We start from the raw sequence: 25,691 nt of genomic DNA on the forward strand, positions 1-25,691 counted from the left end.
TAAGCGCGATACGTTACCTGCAGATCTGCCTGTATTCTCTAGTCTTTACCCTCGTCTCAGATTTTAAACATCCTTTATCAGCATATAAATAAAGGCTGCTTAAGATTTCATAAATTTACAATCCATTATAACTTTCACCGCCCAACGCGCTGCAGCAGAACTATGGTCTCGCAGTTTGCGGTTCCGGGAAACATATCCACCGCGCAGGCCCTTTTCACTTCATATCCAGAAGCCGTGAACACCTTCAGATCCCGCGCAAGGGAAGTGGGTTTGCAGCTTATATAGACAATATCTTCTACGCCATACGCAGTGATCTTCGGCAGCGCTTTCGGGTGAATCCCATCCCTCGGAGGGTCCAGCACGATCAAATCCGGTTTCTCTTCAATGACATCCAAAGTTTTAAGAACGTCTCCTGCAAGAAACTCACAGTTGTCCAAGCCGTTTAAAACGGCATTTTTTTTCGCCGCTTCTACGGCTTCCTCTACAATCTCTACTCCGATCACCTTTTTGGATACAGGCGCCAGAACCTGGGCAATGGTTCCTGTCCCACTGTAAAGATCATAAACCAGCTTGTCCTTTGTATCTCCCACATATTCCTGGGCTGTACGATATAATATCTCCGCTCCGGCAGAATTGGTCTGAAAAAAGGAAAATGGAGTGATTTTAAATCGCAGTCCGAGCAGCTCCTCATAAAAATGATCCTGACCAAACAACACTGTGGTCTCGTCACTTTTCACCATATCAGCCTGGCTGTCATTTCTCATATGAAGAATACCTGCCAGCTTCCCATCCAAGTGCAGATTCTGCAGCATACGGGAAAAACGCCAAAAAAAAGCTTCCTCTTTTTCTTTTCCCGCCTCTCTGTTCTCCGCCTGAAACGCATCCTCCAGCTGGCCGCTCGTCACCAGCGCCACAAGGATCTCCCCCGTCTTCCAGGCTTTACGCACCAAAAGATGGCGGAGATATCCTAGGTGCTTCATCTTCTTATAAAAGGGAAGTCCTTCGGAAGAACAAAGCTCCAATGTTCCTGAAAGAATCCTTTCAAAATCCCGGTCTGCAATCCGGCAGCCCCTGACCGTCACAATATCATGGAAGCTTCCTCTCTTGTGCATACCCAGAGCAAGAGGGCCGTCCTTGACTTCATCGCCAAAGGAATATTCCATCTTGTTCCGGTATCCCTCCTGCAGAGGGCTTCCTTTTATCCCTTCAAATACTTCCTCTGGACAGCTGTCCTGTATTAATTCTCTCACCATGGCCTCTTTAATTGCGAGCTGGCTGTCATAAGGGATTGTTTGATAACTGCATCCTCCGCAGACGCCAAAATGCACACAGGGATTCAGTACAGTTTCCAGAGGCGACGCTTCCAGCACGCGGATCAGCCTTCCTTCCATTTTCCCCTTTTTCTTCCTCCCTGCAGCTGCCTCTATTTTTTGTCCCGCCAGCACATGCTTTACCATGACAGGCTCCCCTTCTATATACAGGATCCCCTTATTCGGAAAAACAAGTTTTTCTATCGTTCCTTTAAAAATATCACCTTTTTTCATTACTCATCCAGTCCTTTTCTACTGTTTTCGCCGTATACACCGCAGTGCGATCTTGCCCAGAGGGCTTTTCATTTCATAGGACGAACTTTCCTATGAAATGAAAAAGAGCTGCCAAACTGGCAGCCCTGATGATTTTTTTCACCTATCCGCGTTCTTCGCTCATTCTTCCTCAGATGCTTCCTCAAAAGCCTCTTCCGCCGCTTTGGCGATGGAATCTCCCTCGGCTTCATCCTCTGCCTTTTCTGCTTTTTCTGTAACTTCATCGTCGTCATCATCAAAAAAATCATCATCAAAGTCGTCGTCGAAGTCATCTTCAAAGTCTTCCAGATAATCAGGCGTGAAGAAACGATATACTGCGTAAGCAATTCCTGCCACTGCCGCTACCGCGCCGATGATGGCCAAGACCCAGAGCACCTTGCTCTTCTTTTCTTCATGCTTTTCATTTTTGTGAATCAGCTCATTCAGTTTGCTCACGCTTAAAACCTCTTCCAGCTTTTTATTCATATCCTGCACGTCCTTTCTGCACTAAAACTCATTTTGCAGTTATTATATCACTAATCTGTCCGATTTACTATTAAAACTTTCCAAATTTCAGAGATTTAATACTTTTTAAATATTTTGTCAGCTCACAAAACCATGTTCCATTCCTTCTTCTATTTTTAACAAATACCGGATTTTGTATTCCTTCTGAAACAACTCATCATTATTCTGCACAAATTTTTTTACTCCGAATCGTATAATTTCCACAAAATTAATCCTTGCAGTCTGCTATAATTAAACCATAGAAGTAAACAGAAATGTACTATACAGACTTGAGATATATGGCATAAGAAAGGAAGGATAATATGGGAATTTATTTTTTGATCAGAGTTGGGATGGTTGCAGCGGCAGCTGCAGCAGCCGGCATCGCGGGCTGTGTGGTTAAGCTGGTGTCCGCTCACAGACATTCTGATAATGTCGGTATGGGCGCCAAGAAAAACTTTCCTGTCGGAACGGCAGTATAAGTTTACAGGGCATATGTAACAGCTACAGACAACGATGAATAATTATATAAAGCTGATATCAGCGGAAAGGAAGTATCTATCATGACAGAATTATTATTATTAGCAATCGCGGTTGCAGCAGTTGTAGCGGTTTCTTTCGTAGCAGGTGCTATCGTAGAAATATATCAGGCACGCAAAGAAGCTGTAGAGATTCCTTCAAAATCTCATCACGACAACACGTTCAAACACGGGCATACAACTTTTGCCGCATAAACTGACAAAATATTACTTGCTGAGCAGACTTAAATGTAAAAGACGCGGCGGATACTTTCGGTATCCGCCGTGTTTTTATTTTTTAGGAAGTCCACACATAACGGCTTAGATTTTAACCAGCTTTGCAAAAGTAGCGTACATCCTTTTTCTTCCTGCCGTATCAAAGTCCACCGTCACTTCAAAGTCCTTTTTCTGCTCTGTAATATCCGCCACGGTCCCTTCTCCAAATTTCACATGACGGACCCTGTCACCCACTTGATAAGAAAGCCCGTCGGCTTTCGTCACCGTAAACTGTTTCCCCATATAAGACTGTTTGAGCCCGGAATCCCCGGAAGGAGAATTCCGGCGGCGGGCAGGGGGAGCCGCCCACGGCTTTCCTCCTGGCTTCTGGAGATCAAATACATTGTCGCCGAGCCGGCGATCTTCGCCAAAGCCGGAATGTCCTTCGGAAGCCCTGGCGCCCCCAAAGACGCCATCCCCTCCAAACCGGCCGCCTGACGTAAACATGGAAGGTACCTCGTCCCTTTCCAGACACAGAGGCGGAATCTCCGCCAGGAATCTGGAAGGCTTACAGAATCTTGTCTCCCCGTTCACCATCCTCTGTCTGGCACATGTAAGTACCAGTTCTTCCCTCGCCCTGGTAATCCCCACATAGCAAAGCCGCCGTTCCTCCTCCAATTCATCCGGATCATCCGAATTTATGGACATCATGCCGGGAAACAGGCCGTCTTCCATCCCTGCCAGATAGACCCGCAAAAATTCCAGTCCCTTCGCACTGTGGAGGGTCATCAGGACAACCCGGTTCTCGGAATCGTCCATGTTATCCACATCGGCCACCAGCGCCACTTCTTCCAGAAATCCGCTTAAGGTCGGCGCTTCCTCGCCTTCTTCCAAGCCATCCTCATAATCCACGGCCTTGTTTTTCAATTCTTCAATGTTTTCCAGCCTTGTCTCTGCTTCTACCGTATCATCATTCTCAAGCTCTTCCTTGTATCCGGTAGATTCCACAATATCATCAATCAGATCCTCGATGGAATAATACTCCAATTTACTTTTAAAGGCCTGTATCTGTGTGACAAAGCTCTGTATTTTTCCCGCGGCCTTTCCGATGGTCGGTATCCGGTCCGCTGCCCTGCAGGCCTCAAAAAAGCTCAGACCATTTCCCTCCGCATAAGTCATGATCTTTCCGATGCTGGTGGCTCCAATCCCTCGCTTGGGCACATTGATGACCCTCTGAACTGCCAGATCATCCATACCGTTATCGATGGTTTTTAAATAACACAGAATGTCCTTGATCTCTTTTCTCTGATAGAAGTTCACCCCTCCCACCAGGCGGTAGGGGATGCTCCTGTTCACGCATTTCTCTTCCAAAAGACGCGACTGGGCGTTTGTCCGGTAAAGCACCGCAAAATCTGAATACTGCGCTCCTTCCGCCACTCTTCCCGCAATATCCGCCGCTATGGCGTCAGCCTCTTCATATGCCGTATCATACTGTCTGAAATGGACCGGAATCCCTTCCTCATTTTCCGTCCACAGCCGTTTTTCCTTCCGCCCCATATTATGGCGGATGACCTCATTGGCCGTATTGAGAATATTTCCCGTGGAACGGTAGTTCTGCTCCAGCTTAATGACCTTTGCCCCCGGGAACGCGCTTTCGAATTCTAAAATATTCTCTATATTAGCGCCTCTGAATTTATAGATGGACTGGTCGTCATCCCCCACCACACAGAGATTCTTGTATTTGGAAGATAAAAGCTCCACAAACCGGAACTGAGCCGTATTGGTATCCTGGTATTCATCTACCATTATGTAGCGGAACCTCTCCTGATAATAGTCGAGCACCGCCGGGTCTGTCCGGAAAAGCTCCACCGTCTTTACTATTAAGTCGTCAAAGTCCAGGGCATTGTTTTTTTTCAGCTGCGCCTGGTATTCCAGATATGCGTCCGCCACCTTGGACTGACGGAAATCTCCAGCTGTCTGTGCAGCAAAATCCTCCGCAGAGATGAGTTCATCTTTACAAGAGGAAATGGTGGAGAGCAGCGCCCTCTCTTTGTAGACTTTGGTGTCGTAATCCAGTTTCTTCAGCACCTGCCGCATCAGCGTTTTCTGATCGTCGCTGTCATATATGGTAAAATTAGTCGTGTATCCCAGACATTCGATGTGGCGTCTCAGAATCCGCACACAGGTGGAGTGAAATGTGGATACCCATACACTACTGGCGCCGTATTCCACCAGGTCGTCGACTCTCTCTCTCATCTCTCCCGCGGCTTTGTTTGTAAAGGTCAAAGCCATGATATTCCAGGGATTCACTCCTCTTTCCTCAATTAAATAGGCAATTCTGTGGGTGAGTGCCCTCGTCTTTCCTGATCCGGCTCCGGCCAGCACCAGGAGCGGGCCCTCTGTCGTTTCGACCGCTTCCCGCTGCATGGGGTTCAGTGTATCGTAATTATTCATCTATTTACTCCCGAAGAGAGAAGCCAGACACTGAAAATACCGGTATCTGGCTTCTGAAATTCAAAGCTTCTGGCCGCAGTTCGGACAGAAATTAGCTCCGTTCGTCTTGGTGCCGCAGTTCGGGCAGAAATTCGGTTTCTTTCCGTCATCTGTCTTTCCGGACGGCATTTCTCCTGTTTTTTGTCCTCCGGCAGTTCCAAAACCGTCTTCCATACCCTGACGCATCTGGTTCGCCATCTGCTGCCCCATCATCATTCCCATCTGCATTCCGGCCATATCTGCCGCCATATGTCCGCCTGCTCCGCCTTTTTCCATTGCATTCGTCATGGCTGCCTGCTGGTACCGGCCCATATCACCTATCATACTCTGGGAAGCTGTCTTATTTATCATCTTCTGCACTTCATCCGGGTAAGAAACACTCTGAATGGAAAAACCTGTGATGGCAATCCCTATCTTTCTCATCTCCATATCCAAATCCGTACAGATTCCTTTTCCGATGTCCGCGGCATTCGTCTGAAGATTGAATATATCCTTTCCTTCTCTGGAAATCCATTTCATGAGAAGAGGATCCAGCTGTGCCAAAACACGTTCCCGCACATCGTCCACCTCGTACTGGCCTCTGATCCCCGCCACCTTATCGATAAGAGTCATATGATCAGAAATCTTACAGTTGAAGACTCCAAATGCACGGATGGGAAGCCCGCCGGGAAGTCCTTCCGCCGGCAGGTTCACCGCGTTTCTTGTCCCCCACTTCACCGTGAACTCCTTGGTGTTGATAAACAGCACCTCGGCGCGGATGCCGCTGTTAAAACCAAACTTAAATCCTTTTAATGTGGAAAGGAACGGAATGATATCTGACTCAATATCAAAGCTTCCTTCGTCGCGGAACACACCTTCCACCTTGCCGTTATACATAAATATCGCGTCCTGGCCGGGGCGGATGATAAGGCGGCTGCCTTTTTTTATCTCCTTGTTGCTCCATTTCCAGAAAATAACGTCATCGCGGTATTCTTCCCATTCCACTACATTGGCCATCTGGCCGCCAAAAAGTCCCATAGCACGCTCCTGTTATTTCGTGATTTCTTTTCAGGTTATCTTATTTCCCAAGCTTTGCCTTAAGAGCCGCCAGCTCGTCATCCACTGCCGCTGCAGGCTGGGAATCGTATTTACTCTTCAAAGCATCCATATCAGCGCTCTTAGGCTCTTTGTTGAGCTCTGCCATGGCATTTGCCTCATCGAGCATCTTATTCGCTTTTTCTTCCATGCGGTCAAACGCGCTGAGATTTCCTTTGGCCCCGTCGATGCTGGCGCCCATTTTATTGAGCTTCTCCTGAGTCTTGGCAACCTTGACCTTGGCCTTGATGGCGTCACGTCTGGAATCCAGAAGGGCGATGTCGGAACAGAGCTTGTCGTGCATCTGCCTCATCTTGCCGGCGTTTTCTGCCGCAAGGGAATACGCCTGCTGGAGGGAAGCCTGTTTGTCCACAAGGCTGGATTTCTGGGCCAGGAACTGTTTCGCATCCTCGTCATTTCCCGCCATGACAGCCTTTTCCGCATACTGCTGCAGCTTATCGATCTCGGCCGTGCATTCATCGAGCTCCCGTTTGCTCCTGGTTTCCTCTGCCATCACAGAAGCTGTCTCTGCCTTTACTTTCCCTAAATCACTTTCCAGATTTCTCATATACTGGTCTATCATTTTTCCAGGATCTTCCGCCTTATCCAAAAGCGCGTTGATATTAGAAGTCATAATGTCTTTAAATCTCTGAATTATCCCCATTTTAGTATCCTCCTTGTATGTTACATTTTTCCTATTATTATAAGCTATTTCCTGTACAATGTCAAAAGGAACCGATATTTCCGGCCGCCTGGTTTTATATTTATGTCTTGTCATCTGGTATTAAATACTATATAATGGTACATGAGGTGAGTACATGAAAACCAATGAAAAATTGATAGACGATCTGCTTACAAAACTGAGAGGGCTCAGTTACATCCATACAAAGGATATACCTGACATTGACCTTTATATGGACCAGGTGACGACATTTATGGAACAGCATCTGTCATTCGGCAAACGCCATGACGACGACAAGGTCCTCACCAAAACCATGATAAACAATTATGCGAAGAATGACCTTCTTCCTCCGCCTGTGAAGAAAAAGTATTCGAAGGATCATTTGATACTGCTGGCCTTCATCTATTATTTCAAGGGCTTTCTCTCCATTGGAGATATTCAGGTGCTGCTCTCGTCTCTTTCAGAGAAGTATTTTACCGAAGACCATGACCAGCTGGATAAAGTCTATAATGAAATAGTCAAGATTGAAAAACTGCAGCTGGTCGATCTGATGAAAGAAGTCCAGTCCCGTTTTGAACTTTCCAAGCGTTCCTTCAGCAGCTATCCGGAAGAAGACAAAGATTATCTTCAGCTCTTTTCTTTTATCTGTACGCTCAGCTTCGATGTATACCTGAAGAAGCAGATGATCGAACAGATCATCGATGAAATGCGGGCCGCCAAGAAAAAGGACAGCCCTGCAGATAAAAAAGAAAAATGACCTGTTATATTCCAATAAAACATAAACAGCCGGAAGAAACCGCGTCGGTTTCTCCCGGCTTTCTTATTCTATTTTCCGCATTCCATACATACTTCTCTGTCTTAATGAACGGGATACCTCGGAATCTACATCTTCTCTTCCTCTTCAAGCCTTTCAAACACCATGTCATATCCGTCATTTCCATAATTCAAAGAACGGTTCACACGGCTGATGGTCGCAGTGGAAGCCCCTGTCTTTTCCGCAATTTCCAGATACGTCTTCTTAGCCCGAAGCATTCTGGCTACTTCATAGCGCTGAGACAACGACAAAAGCTCATTGATCGTACATACATCTTCAAAAAATGTATAGCACTCGTTGACATCCTTCAAGGTAAGGATAGCCTGAAATAAGTGGTCCACGGCTTCCGTCTTCAACTTTTTATTCATTGTCGTTCTCCTTTAAAATGCTTTAGAAAAAGCCTTGTTCCGTCCGAAGACTCGGCTTCCTATACATTTTAGCATTTTACCACTTTAAAGTCCAGACCTATTAAGATATTTTTTCAATTTTCCCGTATTTGTGTTTACGATCAGTTCTTCCGGGAAGCCCACCCTCAAAAGAAGCTCTCTCGCCTTATCAAAACGGCCGACAGAAGTCGGAAAATGAGAATCTGTATTAACGATGATCTCATGTCCGTATCTCTCACAAAAGCTCAGAATCTTCTCCAGGTTTTCCACAGAATTCTTCCTGCCGCTTCCCGGCATCAAAGAGCTGTTGTTCAGTTCGATCAGCACGCGCTGCTCTTTCGCTTCTCTGACAAGCGTTTCATAGTCTATGGAATATCTCCCGTCATCGGGATGGCCGATAATATGGACTCCCGGATTCTCCATAGCTTTAACAAGCCCGGCAGTGTTTTCTTTTTCTGTACCCGGAGTCAGACAGACCGTATGCATACTGGCAATGCCGATGGCCATTTGTCTTAAAAGGCCCTTTTCCATATCCACAGTCCCTTTGTAGTCTATGATATTGAGCTCCACGCCCATCAGGATCTCCACACCAAAAAGTATCTTATCTATCACCTTGAAATTCCGAAAATGCATTTCCCCGCAGGTACCCGGAAGCTTCGGCGCATGGTCTGTGATTGCCAGCAGCTCGAGCCCTTCCTCTGAAGCAGCCTTAGCCATTTCCAAAACCGTACCGTAAGCATGTCCGCTGGCTACCGTATGGGTATGAGTATCCAGAATAAATTTTTCCATCTCTGTCCCTTCCTTGAGGTAAAATATATTATAACATGAACTTTTCAATCACTTCTGCCACCCCATCCTGTTCATTGGATAAAGTAACGTAGTCAGCCAGCTCTTTGATCCTCGGACATCCATTCGCCATAGCCACGCCAAATCCCGCCGCTTCATTCATGGGGATATCGTTGTCATAATCGCCGCAGGAAATCACCGCTTCCCTGGGAATCTTCAGATGATCCATCGTTCTCTGGAGTCCGGTGCCTTTATCGATGCCGGCCGGCAGAATCTCCAGATGATACGCCTCAGAACGGAATACCGCGAACTCAGGTCCAAGGGCCTCCCGCACAATAGGCTCCATTTTAAGAATCTGCTCCTCCGAGCCGACCATCATCAGCTTCACGATGGGAAAAGTGATATAGGAGATTAGATCCGGCACTTCCTTCACGTCCATCTTCACATTCCTAGCCTCTCCGGCTACATAGATATCATTTCCGTTTTCCGTGATTATGTCACTTCCTTCATAAGTGAGGATGGCAGTCTGATAACGGCGGGAAAGCTCTATGATATCCGGAATCCTCTCGGAAGGTATACTGACGGAAAATTCCACCTCGCCCGTACTGCACTCCAAAAGCTCACCCCCGTTATAGGACAAAATATAGCCTCCGTCCCTGTCTAGGCCAAGCTCTCTCGCTACATGCCATACGCCATAGCTGGGCCTGCCGGAAGCCAGGACCAGAATCCCGCCTCGTTTTACCATTGTCTGAATCGCTGCTTTCGTCCGTTCCGTGATCTGCTTGTCATCTGTAACAAGTGTCCCGTCCAAATCTGTCGCCAATACCTGATACTTCATGTCTCCTCCATCTAATCCGCGTTTTTACTATACTGATCCTCAGGCTGTGTACGCCCATTTTCTATCTGCCTGACATGGGTTGATTCCCTTGGATTGCCCCTCATCTCGTCCACTCTTTCTCTACATAAAGATACCTTATCCCAGCATTTTCGTCAATCCTGGTTTTCAGAATCCAAAAAGGCAGAGCAGCTTCTGCAGCTGCCCTGCCTTTTTGCGCTTTTCGTCAGCCTTCCTGAAATACAGTCTGGTCCGCCGGATGCCGCCCTGATGTCCTCAATGATGTCCGCATGATGCCGCCTTCGCTGTCTACCTTGATGTCTGCTCAGAAGTTCTCTGTGATGTCCTCATGATGCCGTCTTCGTTGTCCGCAGAAATGTCAATTTTGTGTCTGCCAGGTGTCCGTTTTTCTGTCCGCTTTGGTGTCCGCTATGATGTCCGCATGCTGTCCGCTATGATGTCCGCATGCTGTCCGCTGTGATGTCTTCTAAGACGTCTACATATGCCAAGCCATATTACCTGAGTAATATCGCACAGGACTTTCATAAGGATTATTCCCAATAAAATGTGAAAAGAGTCCAGAATCACACGAAAATGTAATCCATGAACCCCTTTGTTCACCCTCTGCTATTCAAAAATATAGCATGGTATTTTTCAGAAAGCAAGTAATTTTTCCGTGTGAAAATATGATTTGGTAGATTTTAAAAGATTACCCCCTCGATTCATTTTTCATCTGTGCACATTGTATATTCAATGAAACAGATATCCCACATATGCCTTAAAGGCTCCCGGCAGCGCATACCGGCTTTCTGCATCTGCTTTGTCCACCAGCTCTCCCGGCAGGTTGTCCCTGGAATCTCTCAGCTTTCCCCATTCTTCTTTCAGTTTGATATAATATCCGGTCATCCGCCATTCCACATGGGAAAAAATATGCTTCGCCTCCGGAAGTCTTTCCATAACAAGGATATCCTCCTCGGAAATTCCCAGATAAGCATATACCTGTCCTTTTTCCAGATGCCCTTCCGTATTTGGCAGCTCATAAAGACCAGCCAGAAGCCCTTTATCCGGCCTTTTATGAATCAGCACCTCACTTCCGCATGCTACCGCCAGGACCGTCCTCTCCTGGACCCTTCTGGATTTTTTCGGCGTCTTCACCGGAATACTGTCCGTTTTTTGGTACCTATTGGACAGGCAAAGACCGCGCAATGGACATTCGCCGCAATGGGGCTGTCCATTCGGGATACACACCAAAGCCCCTATTTCCATCAACGCCTGATTAAAATCGCCTGCGTTTTCCTTCGGCATAGCCTCCGTAAGCAGCTCTTCCATCTTCTTTTTTAATGAGGGCTTAAGAATATCTTCTGTGCTTGCCAAAAGCCTCGATATTACCCGCAGTACATTTCCGTCTACCGCCGGGACCGGTATTCCGTATGCGATGGATGCGACTGCACCTGCCGTATAGGAGCCAATTCCAGGAAGCTTCAAAAGCTCCTCGTAGGAATCCGGCAATTTTCCTCCATATGTCAGAACTGCCTCTTCGGCCGCTCTTTTTAGATTCCTGGCCCGGTTATAGTATCCAAGGCCTTCCCACAGCTTCATCAGACGCTCATCTTTCACATCCGCAAGAGCCTGAATGTCCGACAGCTCTGCCAGGAATCTTTCATAATATGCTTTGACGGCCTCTACGCGGGTCTGCTGAAGCATGATCTCTGACACCCATACATGATAAGGTGTGGGAGATTCCCTCCAGGGAAGTGTGCGTGCGTGTCTCCGATACCACTGGAGAAGCGGGACCGACGCCTCCTTTATCCGTTTCACCGGCGGAAGCATATCGTTCTCTTTTTCCAGAACTTCCATATCCGCATACAGCTGGTCTAAAATCTGTTCCTCCATATGATCTGTATACTCCTTCTGTAAAATGATTGTTTTTCATCTCCTGCTTCCCTCATTGTGCATGAAAAACGGCATTTCTGCAAGTATATTCCTCCATTCCCTCTGGTCTTTTTCTGGAAAATGAGCTATAGTATCGATAAATGACTGATAGGAGACTGGATGATATGAACGGAATATGGATTGATGAACACCTGTATACAGGCCGTCCCTCTCCCGACGGCCGCCTCCCAAAAGAAATGAGGGTATACGATTTGCTCGACTCTCTTAAAATGCCCTATGTACGAATCGACCATGATGTGACCCCTTCCATTGAGTCATGTCAGCATGTGGACGAGCTTTTGGGAATCGAAATCTGTAAAAATCTCTTCCTCTGCAATTCCCAGAAAACGGATTTCTACTTGCTGATGCTGCCTGGCACAAAAAAATTCCGCACAGCGGCCCTTTCCAAGCAGATCGGCACCTCGAGACTTTCCTTCGCCCCTGCTGAATACATGGAGCAGTACCTGGATATAGCGCCCGGTTCCGTAAGCGTCATGGGCCTGATGAATGATAAGCAGAATAAAGTACATCTTCTGATCGACAAAAAAGTCCTGGAAGCCCCTTATCTCGGATGTCACCCTTGTGTCAATACTTCCAGCCTGAGGCTGTCCACAAAGGATCTGCTCGATAAGTTTCTCCCGTATACAGGCCATAACTACCTGGCTGTAGAGCTGTGACAGTCAGTTTCCAAAGAACATTCCCATGAAATCCAAAAGCGGGATTCTCTCGAATCCCGCTTTCTTACGTCTTTTCTGCAGTCTTGATAACTTTACTTTACTGCAATTGCCTCTACCTCAACCAGCACATCCTTGGGAAGTCTTGCCACCTCAACGCATGCTCTGGCAGGGCACTCTTCCTTAAAATATTCTGCGTAGACCGCATTCACCTTGCCAAAATCATTCATGTCCTTGATGAATACAGAAGTCTTTACCACATTCTCAGCCGTAGTCCCTGCCGCCGCCAGAAGATTCACGACATTTTCCATCGCCTGTCTGGCCTGTGCTTCAATACCTTCCGGAATTTCCCCGGTCGCCGGGTTCACCGGAATCTGACCGGATGCAAACACAAAACCGTTTGCTTCAACCGCCTGAGAATAGGGTCCGATAGCCGCCGGCGCCTTGTCTGTAGAAATTACTTTTTTCATAATACATTACCTCCTGATCAATTCTATAGTTTCAGTTTTTATTTGAATCATACCTTCTTTCAGAAGATGGCCCACAGCCCGCTTAAATGCGTTCTTGCTCAGTCCTGTCTCCAGCTTGATGAGACTCGGGTCCGCTTTATCCGTAAACGGAAGGACACCGCCATAAGCCTCAATCAAGGAAAGAACAGCCTCCGCGTCCACATTAAGCTGTTTATATGCCTTTTCCCTGACGCTCAATATCAGCTTCCCATCTTCCCGGACTCGCGCCACTCTGGCTTCCACCGTAACTCCGGTCTTCATTTCCCGATTAACTTCTCCAGCAGGAATCAGTCCGAAATATCGGTTATCCACCGCCACAAAAGCTCCCAGATCCTGGTTGATCTCATAGAGGACACCTGTCACGGAAGAGTCTTTTTCGTAGGGTGAATCCGCGCTCAGATAGTCATCTACCTTCATAGTCGCACAAAGTCTCTGGCTCTTATCCACATACAAAGCCACCAGTACTTTTTCCCCCGGCCTGACCTTCCATTTCTGCTCCTTGTAAGGAAGGAAAAGATCTCTTTCCAACCCCCAGTTCAAAAATGCTCCGATCCGCCCTGCTTCAACGACCTCCAGGACCTCCAGCTCCCCCAGAGAAAGCAGCGGTTCCCTTACAGTGGCGATTGGCCTGTCCTCTGAATCCTTATAAAGAAAAACTTCTATTTCACTGCCGACGGCTGTTCCCTCCGGAACCTGCCGTTTGGGCAGGAGAACCCCCGGCTCACCGGCAATTCCCTCTCCTAAATATACGCCGATCTCTTTCTGCCGAAGCACCTTCAACGTCTGTTTCTTTCCCAGCTCTATCATATTTTTCGTCCTTCCGTCTTTTATCCTTTTCTGGAGACCGCCTGAACTACGGCATAAATCTGTCCCTCAGATCCCTTCAGCACTACTGTGGCAGAATCAGTTTCCCCTCCGGCCATAGGTATGATCGTATCGCCGTATACCGCCGCTTTCTTATATTCCACCCGCAGCTTCCTGATATCATTATCACCTGGAAGCCATTCCTCTGCCATCTGAATATACTGTCCGTTGTTCACATGCCCATTGGTATCGATTTGATATCTTCTGACGGGAAATGATGGAAATTCTGCCAGATTATCCGGAATCTTTATCTTACGTCCGTCCGCCTCCATATCCAGCGGCTTTTCTGCCTGATAAATATCCGAAAGCGTCTTATCCACTCTTTCAGGACGCCCGGTTTCCAGATTCATGTAGATCCATATGGAATTCGCTTTCACCATATAAGCGCCGGCAGCATCCAAGATCACAAAATTCCGATAGCCGTACATCGCCTTGAATCCGCTGGCCCAGGTCCCGACTTTTACCGTTTCACCGAGCTCCGGCCTCCTAAAGAGCTCCACCTGCCAGGCTGAGAGCAGCCACGCCCTGCCCCTCTCCTGCAGTGCACGGACTCCTACTCCCAGCATCTCTGACTGGAAGATACTGCAGTCCTGCATATAATGGATGACAGAGCACAGGCTCAGCCTGCCGTCTGCTCCCACTTCACTATATCTCACCTTACTGTCAAACGAATACATAACTCCTCCATATCTCAGGACATTATATCATATTTATTTCCAAATTGCTCTTGTTTTTTTTGGTTTTGTGATATACTGGACAAGGCAGCGCGTTCTCCGCTCCACAGATGGAGCAGGCCGCCTGCCGCACTCAATATGACTACATGGAGGATTTTATGATTCGACTCATCGCAAGCGATATGGACGGTACGATTCTTAAAAACGGCGCTCAGACTCTGCCGCCCCGCATACTTCCGATCATTGAGAGGCTCAGAGAAAAAGGAATTGGTTTTGTCGCCGCCAGCGGACGCCAGTACGGCAATTTGAAAAGACTTATGGGACCGGCAGCCGATTCCGTAGACTATATATGTGAAAACGGCGCGTTCGCGGTCCACAGCGGAAAAATTATATATAAAGCCACTATGGAGCGAGATCTCGGACAGGAGCTGATGCGGGACATCTGGTCCAGGGACGGCTGTGAAATTCAGCTTTCAGGGGTCAGGACCGCTTATATCCAGGCTAAGGATCCTTCCTATACCTGGCATCTTAAAAACGTTCTGAAAAATGACGTGACTGAGGTCAGGGATATATTTAAGACAGAAGAAGATTATATCAAGATATCGGCGTATGTCCACGGAGACAAGACAGAAGAGCGCCTCAGGGAATTCAAAGAGCGGTGGAAGGGAGTCTTTACCCTCGCCTCAACCTGCGACCATTGGATCGATTTCATCCCCGACGGCATCAACAAAGGCCACGCCATGCGCGCCCTCATGGAAACAGTAAATATCTCCCGGGAACAAATCATGGCCTTCGGCGATAATTATAATGATCTGGAGCTCCTTGCATGTGCGGAGGAAAGCTATGCCGTCTCTGACGGAAAGCCTGAGGTCATCGCTGCCTGCCGCCATATCTGTGACTCTGTAGAAGATGTATTGGAGACTCTTCTCCACTAATCCTGCTGCTCTTTGAAATATGCCGCGACAGGACTTATGAATCTCCGGTCAGATATATCATAAGAACACCCTATCATATGCGCCATTTCTTCCTCCTCCGGACTTTTATTCTTTTTCTTCGCCACCATGGAAGAAAACATTTTCATCATCATCCTGGAGGAGGTCCCCATTCTCTCATAGCGGAGTCCGCCCTGCAGATAAAACACTTTTACCTGCTCCTCTTCAGAAAAAATCCCTTTTAAAGAAGTTTCAATCTCCGGATTTCCCATGGGACTGGCCCCCACAACGAAAACGGCCTTCTTCTTTCCCTTAAAAGCCGGAAGACTCTTTCGGAACCATTTTATCTTCTTAATCATACCTTTGAATACCTTTTAAACAAACTTATCTTTGCAAATCAGAGGAGGCAGGAGGAAGTCCGCTTCCATCCAGGCGGGTCGCTGGCAGCCGTAACCAGCATCTTTGCGGCCTTCAGTCGGTCTTTTCCAACTGACATGGATAAATCGATATTTTTCCATGTCAGATTCCAACAAAAATCTGCATGATATGCGATTTTTGCCTCCCTTCGGCCGGGAAGATCCTGCCAACGCCTTTGCAGCGCTCCCCTTACGATGGAATCGGATCATTCCTCCTGCTCCTCTTTCCGCACCGAAATAACCTCCAGTTTGCTTTGAAAGCCATTGGGGCGGCCACGGAGGCCCGCCGCCGTAAGGCATGCTGGCCCTGCGGATATCCGATTCTTTTCTGGAATCAGGATTATGGCTCATGTCTGAAACGGTGCGGCAGACAGAAAACCGGCAGAATGATTTCGGGCCGGCCTAAAGGTGAGCGCCGCAGGGCAGCGGCCGGAGTTCTCCAGGCGGAGGAAGGCAGAAACGGAAATACCGATTCCGTTTCTGAGCGAACAGGAGACGGGAAATCATAAAGATTTCCTGTCGACATGTGAGCGGTACTGCCAAAGCGGAGATAAAGCGGCCCCTGCATCGCCAGCGAACCGAAGTCGTGACGGTCCGGAACTTCTGCCGGTGCTGAACCGGAACTTGATCGGAGCTGATTATAAATGATTCCAAAAAGTATCTTGTATCATAACAAAGAGTACTCTCTTTTATCCCCACTGCCCCTGCAATGTCTCTCACGGACACCGCATCATATCCTTTTCTTTCTCAGTATGAGTGATTTTTTCCGTATCGATTTAAGTAATCCTGCAGCGTCTCGGCAAGCTTTCCGATATGCAGCCCATCTACAAAGGAATGGTGGACCTGAATAGAAAACGGAAGAAATATCTTTCCGTCCCTTTCAAAATACTTGCCCCAATCGAACAACGGAGTGGCATTATCCTTTTTACCGGATTCTGTATGTGAAATATGGGTATAAGATACCCAGGGCATAGCAGAAAACTGAAAAACGTTATTTCCCGGAGGCCCTGTAAAATATTCCTTTTGATTCTTAACCGCCTCGCCCGCTGCTTTCACATACTCTTCCATAGTGTCCATAAGCTTTACCTCGACCACCTTGAAAAGCTCTGTCGCCCGGTCCAGATACGTAAAGGACGTATCGATCCTGTCATACAGCGCCACTTGTCCGTTCACAAAGCGATAGCGGAACTCTTCAATCTCGTTCGCACACCTCGCCACCGCATATGTCATGGCAAAGGTAAAAGAATATCCCTGTTTTTTTATTTTCTCAAGAAAATTCGTGATATCCAGTTCCAGACTCACACAGTACTGCGGCACCATATGATTCCGAAACACTTCACAATGTACGGCCCGTTTCCATGTCTTATAATCCACAATCCTATATCCGTCAGTCATCCGCTCCTCCTCTGTCCGGGCTCATTTTCCTTCAGGAAAAACCGCAGGCACATAACCGCTGCCGCCGTCCGGTATTTCTTCTCATCTTCCAACTGATCCATACGTCTGGACAGTATCTTCTCAATGTCCCTTTTCTCTACTCCAGCCATCTCCGCAATAATATCTTTATATATACTCTGACAGGGTATTCACACTGAACTCCTCCATTCCTGTCTTATCCCTTCTTCTCTGATGTCACCACTATCCTGTTCACCAATGTGCGGATATGAATCTTCACCGTGTCCAGAAATTCTATATTCTCGTATGCTCTGTCAAACAGCAGCGGAAGCTCCGTGCATCCCAGGATCACGGCTTCTATTCCCTCTTCTTCTGTCATTCTTCTGATAATATCCATAAAATGCCGCCGTGTTTCATCTCTGACGATTCCTGCTTCCAGCTCCTCCGATATCTTCCGGCTTACATATTCTCTTTCCTGCTCATCGGGCACTGTGATCTCTATCTGTTTTTCCAGGAACGGCTTCTGGAAGAATGTCCCTTCCATGGTGAACTTAGTACCCAGAAGACCAATCTTTGTCAGTTTCCGGCAATCTGCTTCCTCGCAAACCGCCTCCACGATACTGACAAGCGGTATCGGAGAGCGCTTTTTTAATTCATCAAAAACAACATGTGCCGTGTTGGCAGACAACGCGGCGAAATCGGCGCCGCCGGCCGCCAGATTTTCAATTGCCCCGAGCAGATAACCTGTCAGTTCTTCGTACTCTTTTCTTTCACAGTACTTCAAAACTTCAAATACATTCACGCTTTCTATGAGCAGTTCCGGATACGTCTTCCTCCCGGTTCTTTTTTGAGTTTCATAGACGATACCGTGATAATAAAGAATCGTGGACTCCGGTCCCATTCCGCCCACCAGGCCCAGTTTTCTAAGCTTCCTCTCCTCTGCCATTCCGCACTCTCTTTCCGGCTTATGCCCCCCCAAACCGTACATTCTTACTTTTCTGCCCACTGTCTGCACTTCAAAAGCCTCGGTTCCGGATCATAGCCCTGTTCCTTTCCCATGGAAGACACCGCCTCGCAGGGAAAATCTGTACATTCCCCGCAGTGGTTAAGCCCTTTCGCCTCACAGCAGGATTTCACTTCACAGTTTCCTCCCCAAAAAGGTATTTCCATATTCAGGCATCCTTTACAGTTCACATTACCTCTTCCCTCACAGGAATCACAGCAGATTCCGCATCTTGACTCATACATACCGTATCTCCCTTCTGTCATTTGAGCTAAACTTCCCGCCAGTCAGTTCCCGCCTGGCTGTTATTCACATTATACGATTAATCAAATCAATTACCAACTATTTTCCGTGCTCCAAACATGCTATGGCTTTTATCATAAAAAGTATTGCTATAGAAGAACGGAGTGGGCAGCCTGCATGGAACGCTTTTATTACATAGGATGTTTTTTCCTGTAAAATAAAAAACCGCACTGATTTCTCAGTGCGGCTGCTCTTCCTGGGCTGCAAGGATTCGAACCTTGAAATGCTGGAGTCAGAGTCCAGTGCCTTACCATTTGGCGACAACCCAACGCGCTGCAATCTCTGCAACGAAATGTATTATAACCTAAAGTTTTGGATTTGACAAGCCCTATTTGTAAATTTTTTTAATTTTCCGCGATATAGCTTTTATCCACTGTAATGACACAGTGAAAACGCCCGTCCAAAAGCCGCAGCTTCTCCTCCAGATGCGCTGTGACCTCTTCTATTTCCTTCTCCTTCATCTCGTATGGAACTACAATGTCAAAAATCAGATTAACCTGCTTCCTCCCGTCCACCATGCGGAAATCGTGGAGCGTGATTCGTCCGTCCAGCTCATCCAGACATTCCAGCACCATCCGGCGCCGTTCCTCTACCAGAGGATCATTTGTCTCAATGGGATCCATATGGATGACCAGAAAAATACCCAGCTGCTCTTTGGCCTCCCGCTCGATCTGATCGATGATTTCATGGATATCCTCCATGTTCCCGTGGCTGTCCACCTCCGCATGGATGGATGCCATACTGGTAGAAGGTCCATAATTATGGACTATCAGATCATGGGTTCCCCAAATGCCGTCATAGCCTTCCACAAAGGTCTTAATCTTCCGGTAGACATATGGATCAATGGCTTCACCAATCAGCGGCTTCAGGGTGTCTTTGGCGATATTGATTCCCGCAACGATGACTACCACTGACACAGCCATACCAATAAATCCATCTATGTTCCATCCGAAGGCCCCATAAAGCGCCACGGAAAGGATTGTCGCCGCGGTTACCAGCACATCGCCCAGAGAATCCGCCGCGGTCGCTTCCATCACTTTGGAACCAATCCGCTTCCCCAGTTTTCTATTGAAAAAGGACAGCCAGAGCTTCATTCCGATGGACAGAACCAGAATGATCAGCGAGACCATATTGAAGCTGAGCGCCTCCGGACTTCTCACCTTTGTGAAGGAAGTCTTCATAAACGTCCACCCCACTTCAATTACCAGAAAAGAAACGATCAGCGCCGAAATGTATTCAATTCTGCCGTGTCCGAAAGGATGGTCTTTGTCTGCCGGCCGTCCGGCCATTTTCACGCCGATAAAGCTTATAATAGAAGAAGCGGCATCGGAAAGGTTATTAAAAGCATCGGACATTACTGAAATACTGTTCAGAAAAATGCCGATTATCAGTTTTGCTAAAAACAAAAACAGATTGCACCCTATCCCAACGATACTGGACAATATCCCATAGGAAGTTCGGACGCTGGCCCTTTGAGTCTGATTATAATCCTTTACAAATCTGCGTACCAGAAAGTCTGTCATGAAATCCATTCCTCCAAATCAGTATCTCACTTCCATGAGAGTGAGTCCTTTCGCCGGAGCCATTTGTCCTGCCCGGCTCCGTTCAAGCGCTTCCAGTATCCCGGTCATTTCCTCCGGCTCACGCTCCCCGATTCCACATTCAAACAAAGTTCCTGTCAGTATCCGGACCATATTCTGAAGAAATCCTTCTCCTTCAAAGGTCAAGCGAAGCTCTCTGCCCCCGCCTGACTCCTCAATGGAGATTCTCTCCAGGTTCCGCACCGTAGATTTATTCACATGACGATTGCCGCAGAAACTCTTAAAATCATGGCGCCCCATGAGAAAAGACGCCGCCCTCCTCATCCGCTCCGCATCCGGAATCTCGTCCGGCTTCCACATGTATCTCCTGTCAAACACAGGCTTTGCATTTCCCGTATACATCCGGTAACAATATATCTTCCCTGCTGCACTCAGGCGGCTGTGAAACCTCTCTGACGCTGCCTTTAAGGACAGCACGGCGATGTCGTCCGGCAGATATTCATTAAAGTAAGAAAGAAGCTCTTCTTCAAATAAATCCGTGTCCAGCCGGAAATTAGCCACCTGACCCAAAGCGTGTACACCCGCATCCGTACGCCCGGCGCCCTGCACAGAAATCTCTTTTCCCGTAAGCCGGAAGAGTATCTGTTCCAATTTGCCTTGTATGGTCGTTTCCGTATTCTTCTGCTTCTGCCATCCGTTATAGCGTGTACCGTCATAACTCACCGTCATTTTATAGTTCCGCAGCATCCACTTCCTCCATCTATTTGGTCTGGACGGCCCGCCCGTCTTCCAAATGAAACTTGAATTTTTCAGCAATACGCAAATAGTCCGGTACCGGAACATGGTATTTGTTCCCCAGCCTCACCACTTCAAATACAAGACCATCCATCTCTGTCTGTCCGCCTTTTTCCAAATCTTTTTGCATGGAAGCGGTACAGTCATCAGCGAGACCGTGAAGAATCTTTAAATTCGCTTCCGCCATATCCTCTCCAAAATCAATCCCCATGGCTTCAGCCAGCGCCTCTATTTCTTTCACACAGCTTACGAACATGCTTCGGACAGCGCCCTCCCGTTTGGCGTCGCCCGCATTGGAGCCATAAAATGCCCCGACGGCAGCCATTGCAGATACGAAGGAGTATTTCTTAAAGGTATCTCTCCGGACATCGTCGCTGTATACCGCTTCTATTCCACACGCCCTCAGATCCACTTCCGCCTGCCGGCAGACTGGATTCTCCGTGCCGCCGTCCACAGAACCGTATATAATCCTGAATATTTCTCCGCTCTGCCGCAGCACTCCCGGACGCTCAATGGAACCTGCTATGTAGATACAGCCGTTCAGCACCCGGATTCCCGGAAGCCTTTCGGACATACGCTCGCCTGTGCCGTAAATATTCAGCAGAGGAATCACCACCGTATCCTCATGAGCTGCTTTTTTTATCAACTCATATGTGCTGTCCAATGAATAACCCTTCACACATACAAAAATCACATCCGCTTTTTCTTTATATTCTTTTTCCTCCTCCGCTTGCACGGAGATTGTAAGGACTCTGTCCGGTCTGATGATTTTAAGGCCGTTCCGCCTTATTGCTTCCAGGTGAGCGCCTCTTGCGATAACGGCCACGTCCCGTCCCCCTTTTGCCAGATAACCGGCAATACAGCCTCCCGTACCGCCTGCCCCAATCACCAGATACCGCAGTTCTCGTATTTTCCTCTCCATTCTGTCCGCCCTTCTTCTTTTCTCAGCCGTCCTTAACCGCGTCTATTATAACATGATACAAAATACTTTTTGGAATCGTTTTTTGCAGGCTCCGATCAAGCTCCATTTCAGCACCGGCAGAAGTTCCGGACCGTCACGATTTCGGTTCGCTGGCGATGCAGGGGCCGCTTTATCTCCGTTCCGGCAGTACCGCTCACATGTCGACAGGAAATCCTTATGATTTCCCGTCTCCTGTTCGCTCAGAAACGGAATCGGTATTTCCGTTTCTGCCTCCCTCCTCCTGGAGAACACCGGCCGCTGCCCTGCGGCGCTCACCTTTAGGCCGGCCCGGAATCCTCCTGCCGGTTTTCTGTCTGCCGCACCGTTACAGACATGAGCCATAATCCTGATTCCAGAAAAGGATTGGATATCCACACGGCACCCGCGCCTTACGGCAGCGGGCCTCCGTGGCCGCTCCAATGGCTTTCACAGCAAATAAAAGCTTATTTCGGTGCGGAAAGAGGAGCAGGAGGAATGATCCGATTCCATCGTAAGGGGAGCGCTGCAAAGGCGTTGGCAGGATCTTCCCGGCCGCAGAGAGGTAAAAACCGAATTTCATGCAGGTTTTTATTGGAATCTGACATGGAAAAATATCGATTTATCCATGTCAGTTGGAAAAGGCCAATCGGAGGCCGTAAAGATACTGGTTACGGCTGCCAGCGACCCGCCTGGATGGAAACGGACTTCCTCCTGTTTCCTCTGATTTGCAAAGATAAGTTTGTTTGAGAGGTATTCAAAGGTATACCCAAACAAAAGACCGGCCGCTCAGCCAGTCTTTTGTAAACCGGGATCACAGCGGCGATCTCCGGAAGTTTCCTGTTTTATGCCTCGTCAATGGCTTTTCCGATATCATGGCGCATGTATTTATTTTCAAAATTCACCCATTCCGCCGCCTTATACGCATTGGCTCTGGCGGTCTTTAAATCCGCTCCCTTGGCCGTCACGCCCAGCACCCGGCCTCCGTTTGTGACGATACCTTTGTCCGTCTTCTTTGTACCGGCATGGAAAACGTAATAGCCTTCCCCTTCTTTCGCTTTCACCGTATCCAGGCCGTCTATCAAAAAGCCCTTTTCATACTTCACAGGATAGCCGTCGGAGGCCAGCACCACACACACCGCCGCATTATCCTCAAATTCCAGGCTGATTTCCGAGAGCCGGCCGTCTATACAGGCCTCCATCACATCCACGATGTCATTTTTCATCCTGGGTATGACCACCTGGGCCTCTGGATCGCCGAACCGCGCGTTGTATTCCAATACCTTAGGGCCTTTTTCCGTCAGCATGAGTCCAAAGAAAATGATTCCTTTAAATGTACGGTCTTCTGCCTTCATGGCATCCACCGTTGCCTGATAAATGTATTTCTGGCAGAACTCATCTACCTCCTCGGTATAAAAAGGGCTGGGAGAAAATGTCCCCATCCCGCCGGTGTTCAAGCCCGTATCACCGTCTCCGGCCCGTTTGTGGTCCTGGGCGGAAGTCATGATGCGGACCGTATTTCCGTCTACGAAAGACAACACAGACACTTCACGTCCGGTCAAGAATTCTTCTATTACCATCTGGTTTCCGGCGCTTCCAAACTTTTTGTCTAGCATGATCTCTTTCACGCCCGCCCGCGCCTCTTCCAGGCTGTTGCAGATCAGGACTCCTTTTCCCAGCGCCAGTCCGTCTGCCTTCAGCACGATGGGGAAATCCACGGTTTCCAAATAAGCCAAGGCCTTGTCTGCGTCCTCAAAATTCTCATATCCTGCCGTAGGGATATTGTATTTCTTCATCAGATCTTTGGAAAACGCTTTGGAGCCCTCCAGGACAGCCGCGGCCTTTGAAGGCCCGAATACCCGAAGCCCTTCCGCCTCAAAAGCATCTACGACGCCCGCCACCAGCGGATCGTCCATCCCTATGACCGTAAGGCCAATCTTCTTTTCCTTGGCAAAAGCCGTCAGTGCCGGAAAATCCAGCACGCCGATGGGCACACATTCTGCATACTCCTCGATACCCGCGTTTCCCGGCGCACAGTATATTTTATCCACACGGCTGCTCTTCGATATCTTCCAAGCGAGGGCATGCTCTCTGCCTCCGCTCCCCACTATCAGTACGTTCATGACCGCCTCCTGTAACAATCGTTTATCAGTTTCTCTAAACAGGACCCTGTGCCGCAGAATCCTCCGAACAGCTCTCAGGAACGGCTCACTACCCGTCCGTCGGCCACTCGTATCTTCTGATTGGCTATCAGATCAATGGCTTTGGGAAGTATCTCCCATTCTGCCTGCTCCATCACTCTTCTCTGAAGGATCTCAGGTGTATCGCCATCCTCCACAGCTACCGCTTTCTGAAGAATGATCGGCCCCGTATCCGTACCCTCATCCACAAAATGTACCGTCGCACCGGTCACCTTGACTCCTCGCTTCAAAGCGTTCACATGAACTGTAAGCCCATAGTTTCCAGTTCCGCAGAAGGACGGAATCAGGGAAGGATGGATATTGATGATCTTATTTCTATATCTCTCTATCAGCACCGGCGGAATCACAACAAGATAGCCTGCCAGCACGATCAGATCTATCCGGAAGCTGTCCATGGTATCCACGAGGGCAGTATTAAAAGCTTCTCTGCTCTCAAAAGCCTTCGGGGAAACACAAACTGCCGGAATCCCATGCTTTTCCGCTCTCTGAAGAGCATAAGCTCCGGGATTATTGCTGACCACTACGGCAATCTCTGCATTGGTGACTTCACCGCTTTCTATTTTGTCAATGATCGCCTGCAGGTTCGTCCCTCCGCCGGATACGCATACGCCTATCCTCAGCATAAGGTAACTCCTTTTTCACCAGCCTCTACCCGGCCGATGACATAAGGCGCTTCGCCGGCTGCCTTTACCGCCTCCATGGTCTTTTCCACGTCATCTTTGTCCACAGCCACAATCATACCGATTCCCATGTTGAATGTATTGTACATCATCTGTTCTTCGATGTCTCCGTCCCTGGCCAGCATCTCAAAAATGGAAGGCACCGGATAGCTGTTTTTCTCAATCACCGCGTGGGTGCCGTCCACCAGCATCCTGGGCACATTCTCATAAAATCCACCGCCTGTGATATGGCTGCAGGCCTTGATGACAGCGCCGCACTCGCGGATGGCTTTCAGCGCTTTCACATAAATCTTCGTGGGAACTAAAAGAGCCTCTCCCAGAGTCGATCCCAGAGATTCACAGTAAGTGTTCAGACTCTCCCTGGACATGGAAAACACTTTGCGTACCAGAGAATATCCGTTGCTGTGTATACCGGAGGAAGCCATGCCGATAAGCACGTCACCGGGCTTCAGGTCTTTTCCAGAGATCAGATCCTTCTGGTCTACGATCCCTACAGAAAATCCGGCCAGGTCGTATTCATCCACGGGATAAAAACCGGGCATCTCCGCGGTCTCTCCGCCGATCAGCGCCGCTCCTGCCTGTCTGCATCCTTCCGCCACACCGCCCACGATCGTGGCGATCTTTTCCGGTTCATTTTTACCGCAGGCAATATAGTCCAGGAAAAATAACGGTTCACCGCCCGCGCACGCGATATCATTCACGCACATGGCAACGCAGTCAATCCCTATCGTATCATGCTTATCCATGGCAAAGGCAAGCTTGAGCTTCGTTCCTACTCCGTCGGTACCGGATACCAGGGTCGGATGCTCCATGCTTTTATAAGCGTCCATGGAAAAAGCGCCGGAAAACCCGCCGATCCCGCCTAAGACCTCGGGACGCATCGTCCTCTGAACATGTTTTTTCATCAGCTCCACAGCCTTGTAACCGGCCTCGATATCCACACCTGCTTTTTTGTAATCCATACTTAT

30 protein-coding genes and 1 tRNA gene are annotated in these 25,691 nt (G+C 48.3%); 6 read left to right on the forward strand and 25 right to left on the reverse strand.

What is annotated here, in order from left to right; all coding sequences use genetic code 11:
* Positions 1-134: 134 nt before the first annotated feature.
* A complete protein-coding gene (rlmD, locus tag LQE92_RS09085) occupies positions 135-1,544 on the reverse strand; it encodes a 23S rRNA (uracil(1939)-C(5))-methyltransferase RlmD (protein WP_231062668.1) in 1,410 nt (469 codons plus the stop codon).
* Between the two features lie 159 nt (positions 1,545-1,703).
* Complete coding sequence (locus LQE92_RS09090) at positions 1,704-2,048, reverse strand: DUF4366 domain-containing protein (RefSeq protein WP_231062669.1); 345 nt, start codon at positions 2,046-2,048, stop codon at positions 1,704-1,706.
* Positions 2,049-2,389: 341 nt separating this feature from the next.
* Between LQE92_RS09090 and LQE92_RS09095 the strand changes: the two genes are divergently transcribed.
* Both LQE92_RS09095 and LQE92_RS09100 read left to right on the forward strand, forming a co-directional pair.
* Complete coding sequence (locus LQE92_RS09095; RefSeq protein WP_231062670.1) at positions 2,390-2,548, forward strand: hypothetical protein; 159 nt, start codon at positions 2,390-2,392, stop codon at positions 2,546-2,548.
* 81 nt (positions 2,549-2,629) lie between these two features.
* On the forward strand, positions 2,630-2,800 hold the full coding sequence (locus LQE92_RS09100) for a hypothetical protein (RefSeq protein ID WP_231062671.1): 171 nt from the start codon (positions 2,630-2,632) through the stop codon (positions 2,798-2,800).
* 105 nt (positions 2,801-2,905) lie between these two features.
* Here the strand turns inward: LQE92_RS09100 and LQE92_RS09105 are convergent, their stop codons facing one another.
* From LQE92_RS09105 to LQE92_RS09115, 3 genes are read right to left on the reverse strand one after another with little or no spacing between them, the layout of a single operon-like run.
* Positions 2,906-5,254: an ATP-dependent helicase gene (locus LQE92_RS09105; protein WP_231062672.1), complete on the reverse strand. Its 2,349-nt coding sequence runs from the start codon at positions 5,252-5,254 to the stop codon at positions 2,906-2,908.
* Positions 5,255-5,314: 60 nt separating this feature from the next.
* Positions 5,315-6,310, reverse strand: a complete 996-nt coding sequence (locus tag LQE92_RS09110; protein ID WP_231062673.1) for an SPFH domain-containing protein — start codon at positions 6,308-6,310, stop codon at positions 5,315-5,317.
* A 40-nt stretch (positions 6,311-6,350) separates the two neighbouring features.
* A complete protein-coding gene (locus LQE92_RS09115; protein WP_147596969.1) occupies positions 6,351-7,031 on the reverse strand; it encodes a PspA/IM30 family protein in 681 nt (226 codons plus the stop codon).
* Between the two features lie 154 nt (positions 7,032-7,185).
* On the opposite strand from LQE92_RS09115, the gene LQE92_RS09120 reads away from it, so the two are divergent.
* Positions 7,186-7,806, forward strand: a complete 621-nt coding sequence (locus LQE92_RS09120) for a DUF1836 domain-containing protein (RefSeq protein ID WP_231062674.1) — start codon at positions 7,186-7,188, stop codon at positions 7,804-7,806.
* A gap of 125 nt (positions 7,807-7,931) precedes the next feature.
* Here LQE92_RS09120 and LQE92_RS09125 read toward each other — a convergent pair whose 3' ends face one another.
* The 4 genes from LQE92_RS09125 to mutY form a co-directional block, all read right to left on the reverse strand.
* Positions 7,932-8,231, reverse strand: a complete 300-nt coding sequence (locus tag LQE92_RS09125; RefSeq protein WP_231062675.1) for a YerC/YecD family TrpR-related protein — start codon at positions 8,229-8,231, stop codon at positions 7,932-7,934.
* A gap of 84 nt (positions 8,232-8,315) precedes the next feature.
* Positions 8,316-9,038, reverse strand: coding sequence for a phosphatase (locus tag LQE92_RS09130; RefSeq protein WP_231062676.1), 723 nt, complete (start codon positions 9,036-9,038; stop codon positions 8,316-8,318).
* A 28-nt stretch (positions 9,039-9,066) separates the two neighbouring features.
* On the reverse strand, positions 9,067-9,873 hold the full coding sequence (locus LQE92_RS09135) for a Cof-type HAD-IIB family hydrolase (RefSeq protein ID WP_231062677.1): 807 nt from the start codon (positions 9,871-9,873) through the stop codon (positions 9,067-9,069).
* Positions 9,874-10,620: 747 nt separating this feature from the next.
* Complete coding sequence (gene mutY / locus LQE92_RS09140; protein WP_231062678.1) at positions 10,621-11,763, reverse strand: A/G-specific adenine glycosylase; 1,143 nt, start codon at positions 11,761-11,763, stop codon at positions 10,621-10,623.
* A 164-nt stretch (positions 11,764-11,927) separates the two neighbouring features.
* Between mutY and LQE92_RS09145 the strand changes: the two genes are divergently transcribed.
* On the forward strand, positions 11,928-12,479 hold the full coding sequence (locus tag LQE92_RS09145; protein ID WP_331001274.1) for a prolyl-tRNA synthetase associated domain-containing protein: 552 nt from the start codon (positions 11,928-11,930) through the stop codon (positions 12,477-12,479).
* Between the two features lie 92 nt (positions 12,480-12,571).
* Here the strand turns inward: LQE92_RS09145 and LQE92_RS09150 are convergent, their stop codons facing one another.
* The 3 genes from LQE92_RS09150 to LQE92_RS09160 are packed head-to-tail and all read right to left on the reverse strand — an operon-like array spanning position 12,572 to position 14,526.
* Entirely contained in the window at positions 12,572-12,946 is a 375-nt protein-coding gene (locus tag LQE92_RS09150; protein WP_231062680.1) for a RidA family protein, read from the reverse strand.
* 6 nt (positions 12,947-12,952) lie between these two features.
* The gene (locus tag LQE92_RS09155) at positions 12,953-13,792 is read right to left on the reverse strand and encodes a CvfB family protein (protein WP_231062681.1); all 840 of its coding nucleotides are present in this window, start codon (positions 13,790-13,792) and stop codon (positions 12,953-12,955) included.
* Between the two features lie 20 nt (positions 13,793-13,812).
* The gene (locus LQE92_RS09160) at positions 13,813-14,526 is read right to left on the reverse strand and encodes an acyl-[acyl-carrier-protein] thioesterase (RefSeq protein ID WP_231062682.1); all 714 of its coding nucleotides are present in this window, start codon (positions 14,524-14,526) and stop codon (positions 13,813-13,815) included.
* Between the two features lie 155 nt (positions 14,527-14,681).
* Between LQE92_RS09160 and LQE92_RS09165 the strand changes: the two genes are divergently transcribed.
* Positions 14,682-15,458, forward strand: a complete 777-nt coding sequence (locus LQE92_RS09165; RefSeq protein ID WP_231062683.1) for an HAD family hydrolase — start codon at positions 14,682-14,684, stop codon at positions 15,456-15,458.
* Here LQE92_RS09165 and LQE92_RS09170 read toward each other — a convergent pair.
* Positions 15,455-15,814, reverse strand: coding sequence for a hypothetical protein (locus LQE92_RS09170; protein WP_231062684.1), 360 nt, complete (start codon positions 15,812-15,814; stop codon positions 15,455-15,457). The genes LQE92_RS09165 and LQE92_RS09170 overlap by 4 nt on opposite strands.
* A 465-nt stretch (positions 15,815-16,279) precedes the next feature.
* Between LQE92_RS09170 and LQE92_RS09175 the strand changes: the two genes are divergently transcribed.
* Positions 16,280-16,519 carry a hypothetical protein gene (locus LQE92_RS09175; RefSeq protein WP_231062685.1) on the forward strand — a complete coding sequence of 80 codons (240 nt, stop codon included), beginning with the start codon at positions 16,280-16,282 and terminating at the stop codon, positions 16,517-16,519.
* 99 nt (positions 16,520-16,618) lie between these two features.
* On the opposite strand, the gene LQE92_RS09180 is transcribed toward LQE92_RS09175, so the two are convergent.
* The 12 genes from LQE92_RS09180 to purM all read right to left on the reverse strand — a co-directional run bounded on the left by LQE92_RS09180 (position 16,619) and on the right by purM (position 25,685).
* The gene (locus tag LQE92_RS09180; RefSeq protein ID WP_231062686.1) at positions 16,619-17,266 is read right to left on the reverse strand and encodes a chloramphenicol acetyltransferase; all 648 of its coding nucleotides are present in this window, start codon (positions 17,264-17,266) and stop codon (positions 16,619-16,621) included.
* Positions 17,263-17,454: an HTH domain-containing protein gene (locus tag LQE92_RS09185; RefSeq protein ID WP_331001282.1), complete on the reverse strand. Its 192-nt coding sequence runs from the start codon at positions 17,452-17,454 to the stop codon at positions 17,263-17,265. The genes LQE92_RS09180 and LQE92_RS09185 overlap by 4 nt, the downstream gene beginning before the upstream one ends.
* A gap of 26 nt (positions 17,455-17,480) precedes the next feature.
* A complete protein-coding gene (locus LQE92_RS09190) occupies positions 17,481-18,209 on the reverse strand; it encodes an aspartate/glutamate racemase family protein (protein ID WP_231062688.1) in 729 nt (242 codons plus the stop codon).
* Between the two features lie 44 nt (positions 18,210-18,253).
* Positions 18,254-18,511, reverse strand: coding sequence for a DUF3795 domain-containing protein (locus LQE92_RS09195; protein ID WP_231062689.1), 258 nt, complete (start codon positions 18,509-18,511; stop codon positions 18,254-18,256).
* Positions 18,512-18,765: 254 nt separating this feature from the next.
* Positions 18,766-18,837, reverse strand: a tRNA-Gln gene (locus LQE92_RS09200).
* Between the two features lie 76 nt (positions 18,838-18,913).
* Positions 18,914-20,092, reverse strand: a complete 1,179-nt coding sequence (locus tag LQE92_RS09205; protein WP_231062690.1) for a cation diffusion facilitator family transporter — start codon at positions 20,090-20,092, stop codon at positions 18,914-18,916.
* Between the two features lie 18 nt (positions 20,093-20,110).
* Complete coding sequence (gene truA / locus LQE92_RS09210; RefSeq protein WP_231062691.1) at positions 20,111-20,857, reverse strand: tRNA pseudouridine(38-40) synthase TruA; 747 nt, start codon at positions 20,855-20,857, stop codon at positions 20,111-20,113.
* 13 nt (positions 20,858-20,870) lie between these two features.
* Positions 20,871-21,827 (reverse strand): ketopantoate reductase family protein, encoded by a 957-nt coding sequence (locus LQE92_RS09215; RefSeq protein WP_231062692.1) that lies wholly within the window; start codon positions 21,825-21,827, stop codon positions 20,871-20,873.
* Between the two features lie 45 nt (positions 21,828-21,872).
* Positions 21,873-22,208 carry a hypothetical protein gene (locus LQE92_RS09220; RefSeq protein ID WP_231062693.1) on the reverse strand — a complete coding sequence of 112 codons (336 nt, stop codon included), beginning with the start codon at positions 22,206-22,208 and terminating at the stop codon, positions 21,873-21,875.
* A 479-nt stretch (positions 22,209-22,687) separates the two neighbouring features.
* The gene (gene purD / locus LQE92_RS09225; RefSeq protein WP_231062694.1) at positions 22,688-23,965 is read right to left on the reverse strand and encodes a phosphoribosylamine--glycine ligase; all 1,278 of its coding nucleotides are present in this window, start codon (positions 23,963-23,965) and stop codon (positions 22,688-22,690) included.
* A 74-nt stretch (positions 23,966-24,039) separates the two neighbouring features.
* Positions 24,040-24,666 carry a phosphoribosylglycinamide formyltransferase gene (purN, locus tag LQE92_RS09230; RefSeq protein ID WP_231062695.1) on the reverse strand — a complete coding sequence of 209 codons (627 nt, stop codon included), beginning with the start codon at positions 24,664-24,666 and terminating at the stop codon, positions 24,040-24,042.
* Positions 24,660-25,685 (reverse strand): phosphoribosylformylglycinamidine cyclo-ligase, encoded by a 1,026-nt coding sequence (gene purM, locus LQE92_RS09235; RefSeq protein WP_231062696.1) that lies wholly within the window; start codon positions 25,683-25,685, stop codon positions 24,660-24,662. The genes purN and purM overlap by 7 nt, the downstream gene beginning before the upstream one ends.
* Between the last annotated feature and the right edge of the window lie 6 nt (positions 25,686-25,691).

Source organism: Lientehia hominis (assembly GCF_021044755.1).
Lineage (GTDB): Bacteria > Bacillota > Clostridia > Lachnospirales > Lachnospiraceae > Lientehia > Lientehia hominis.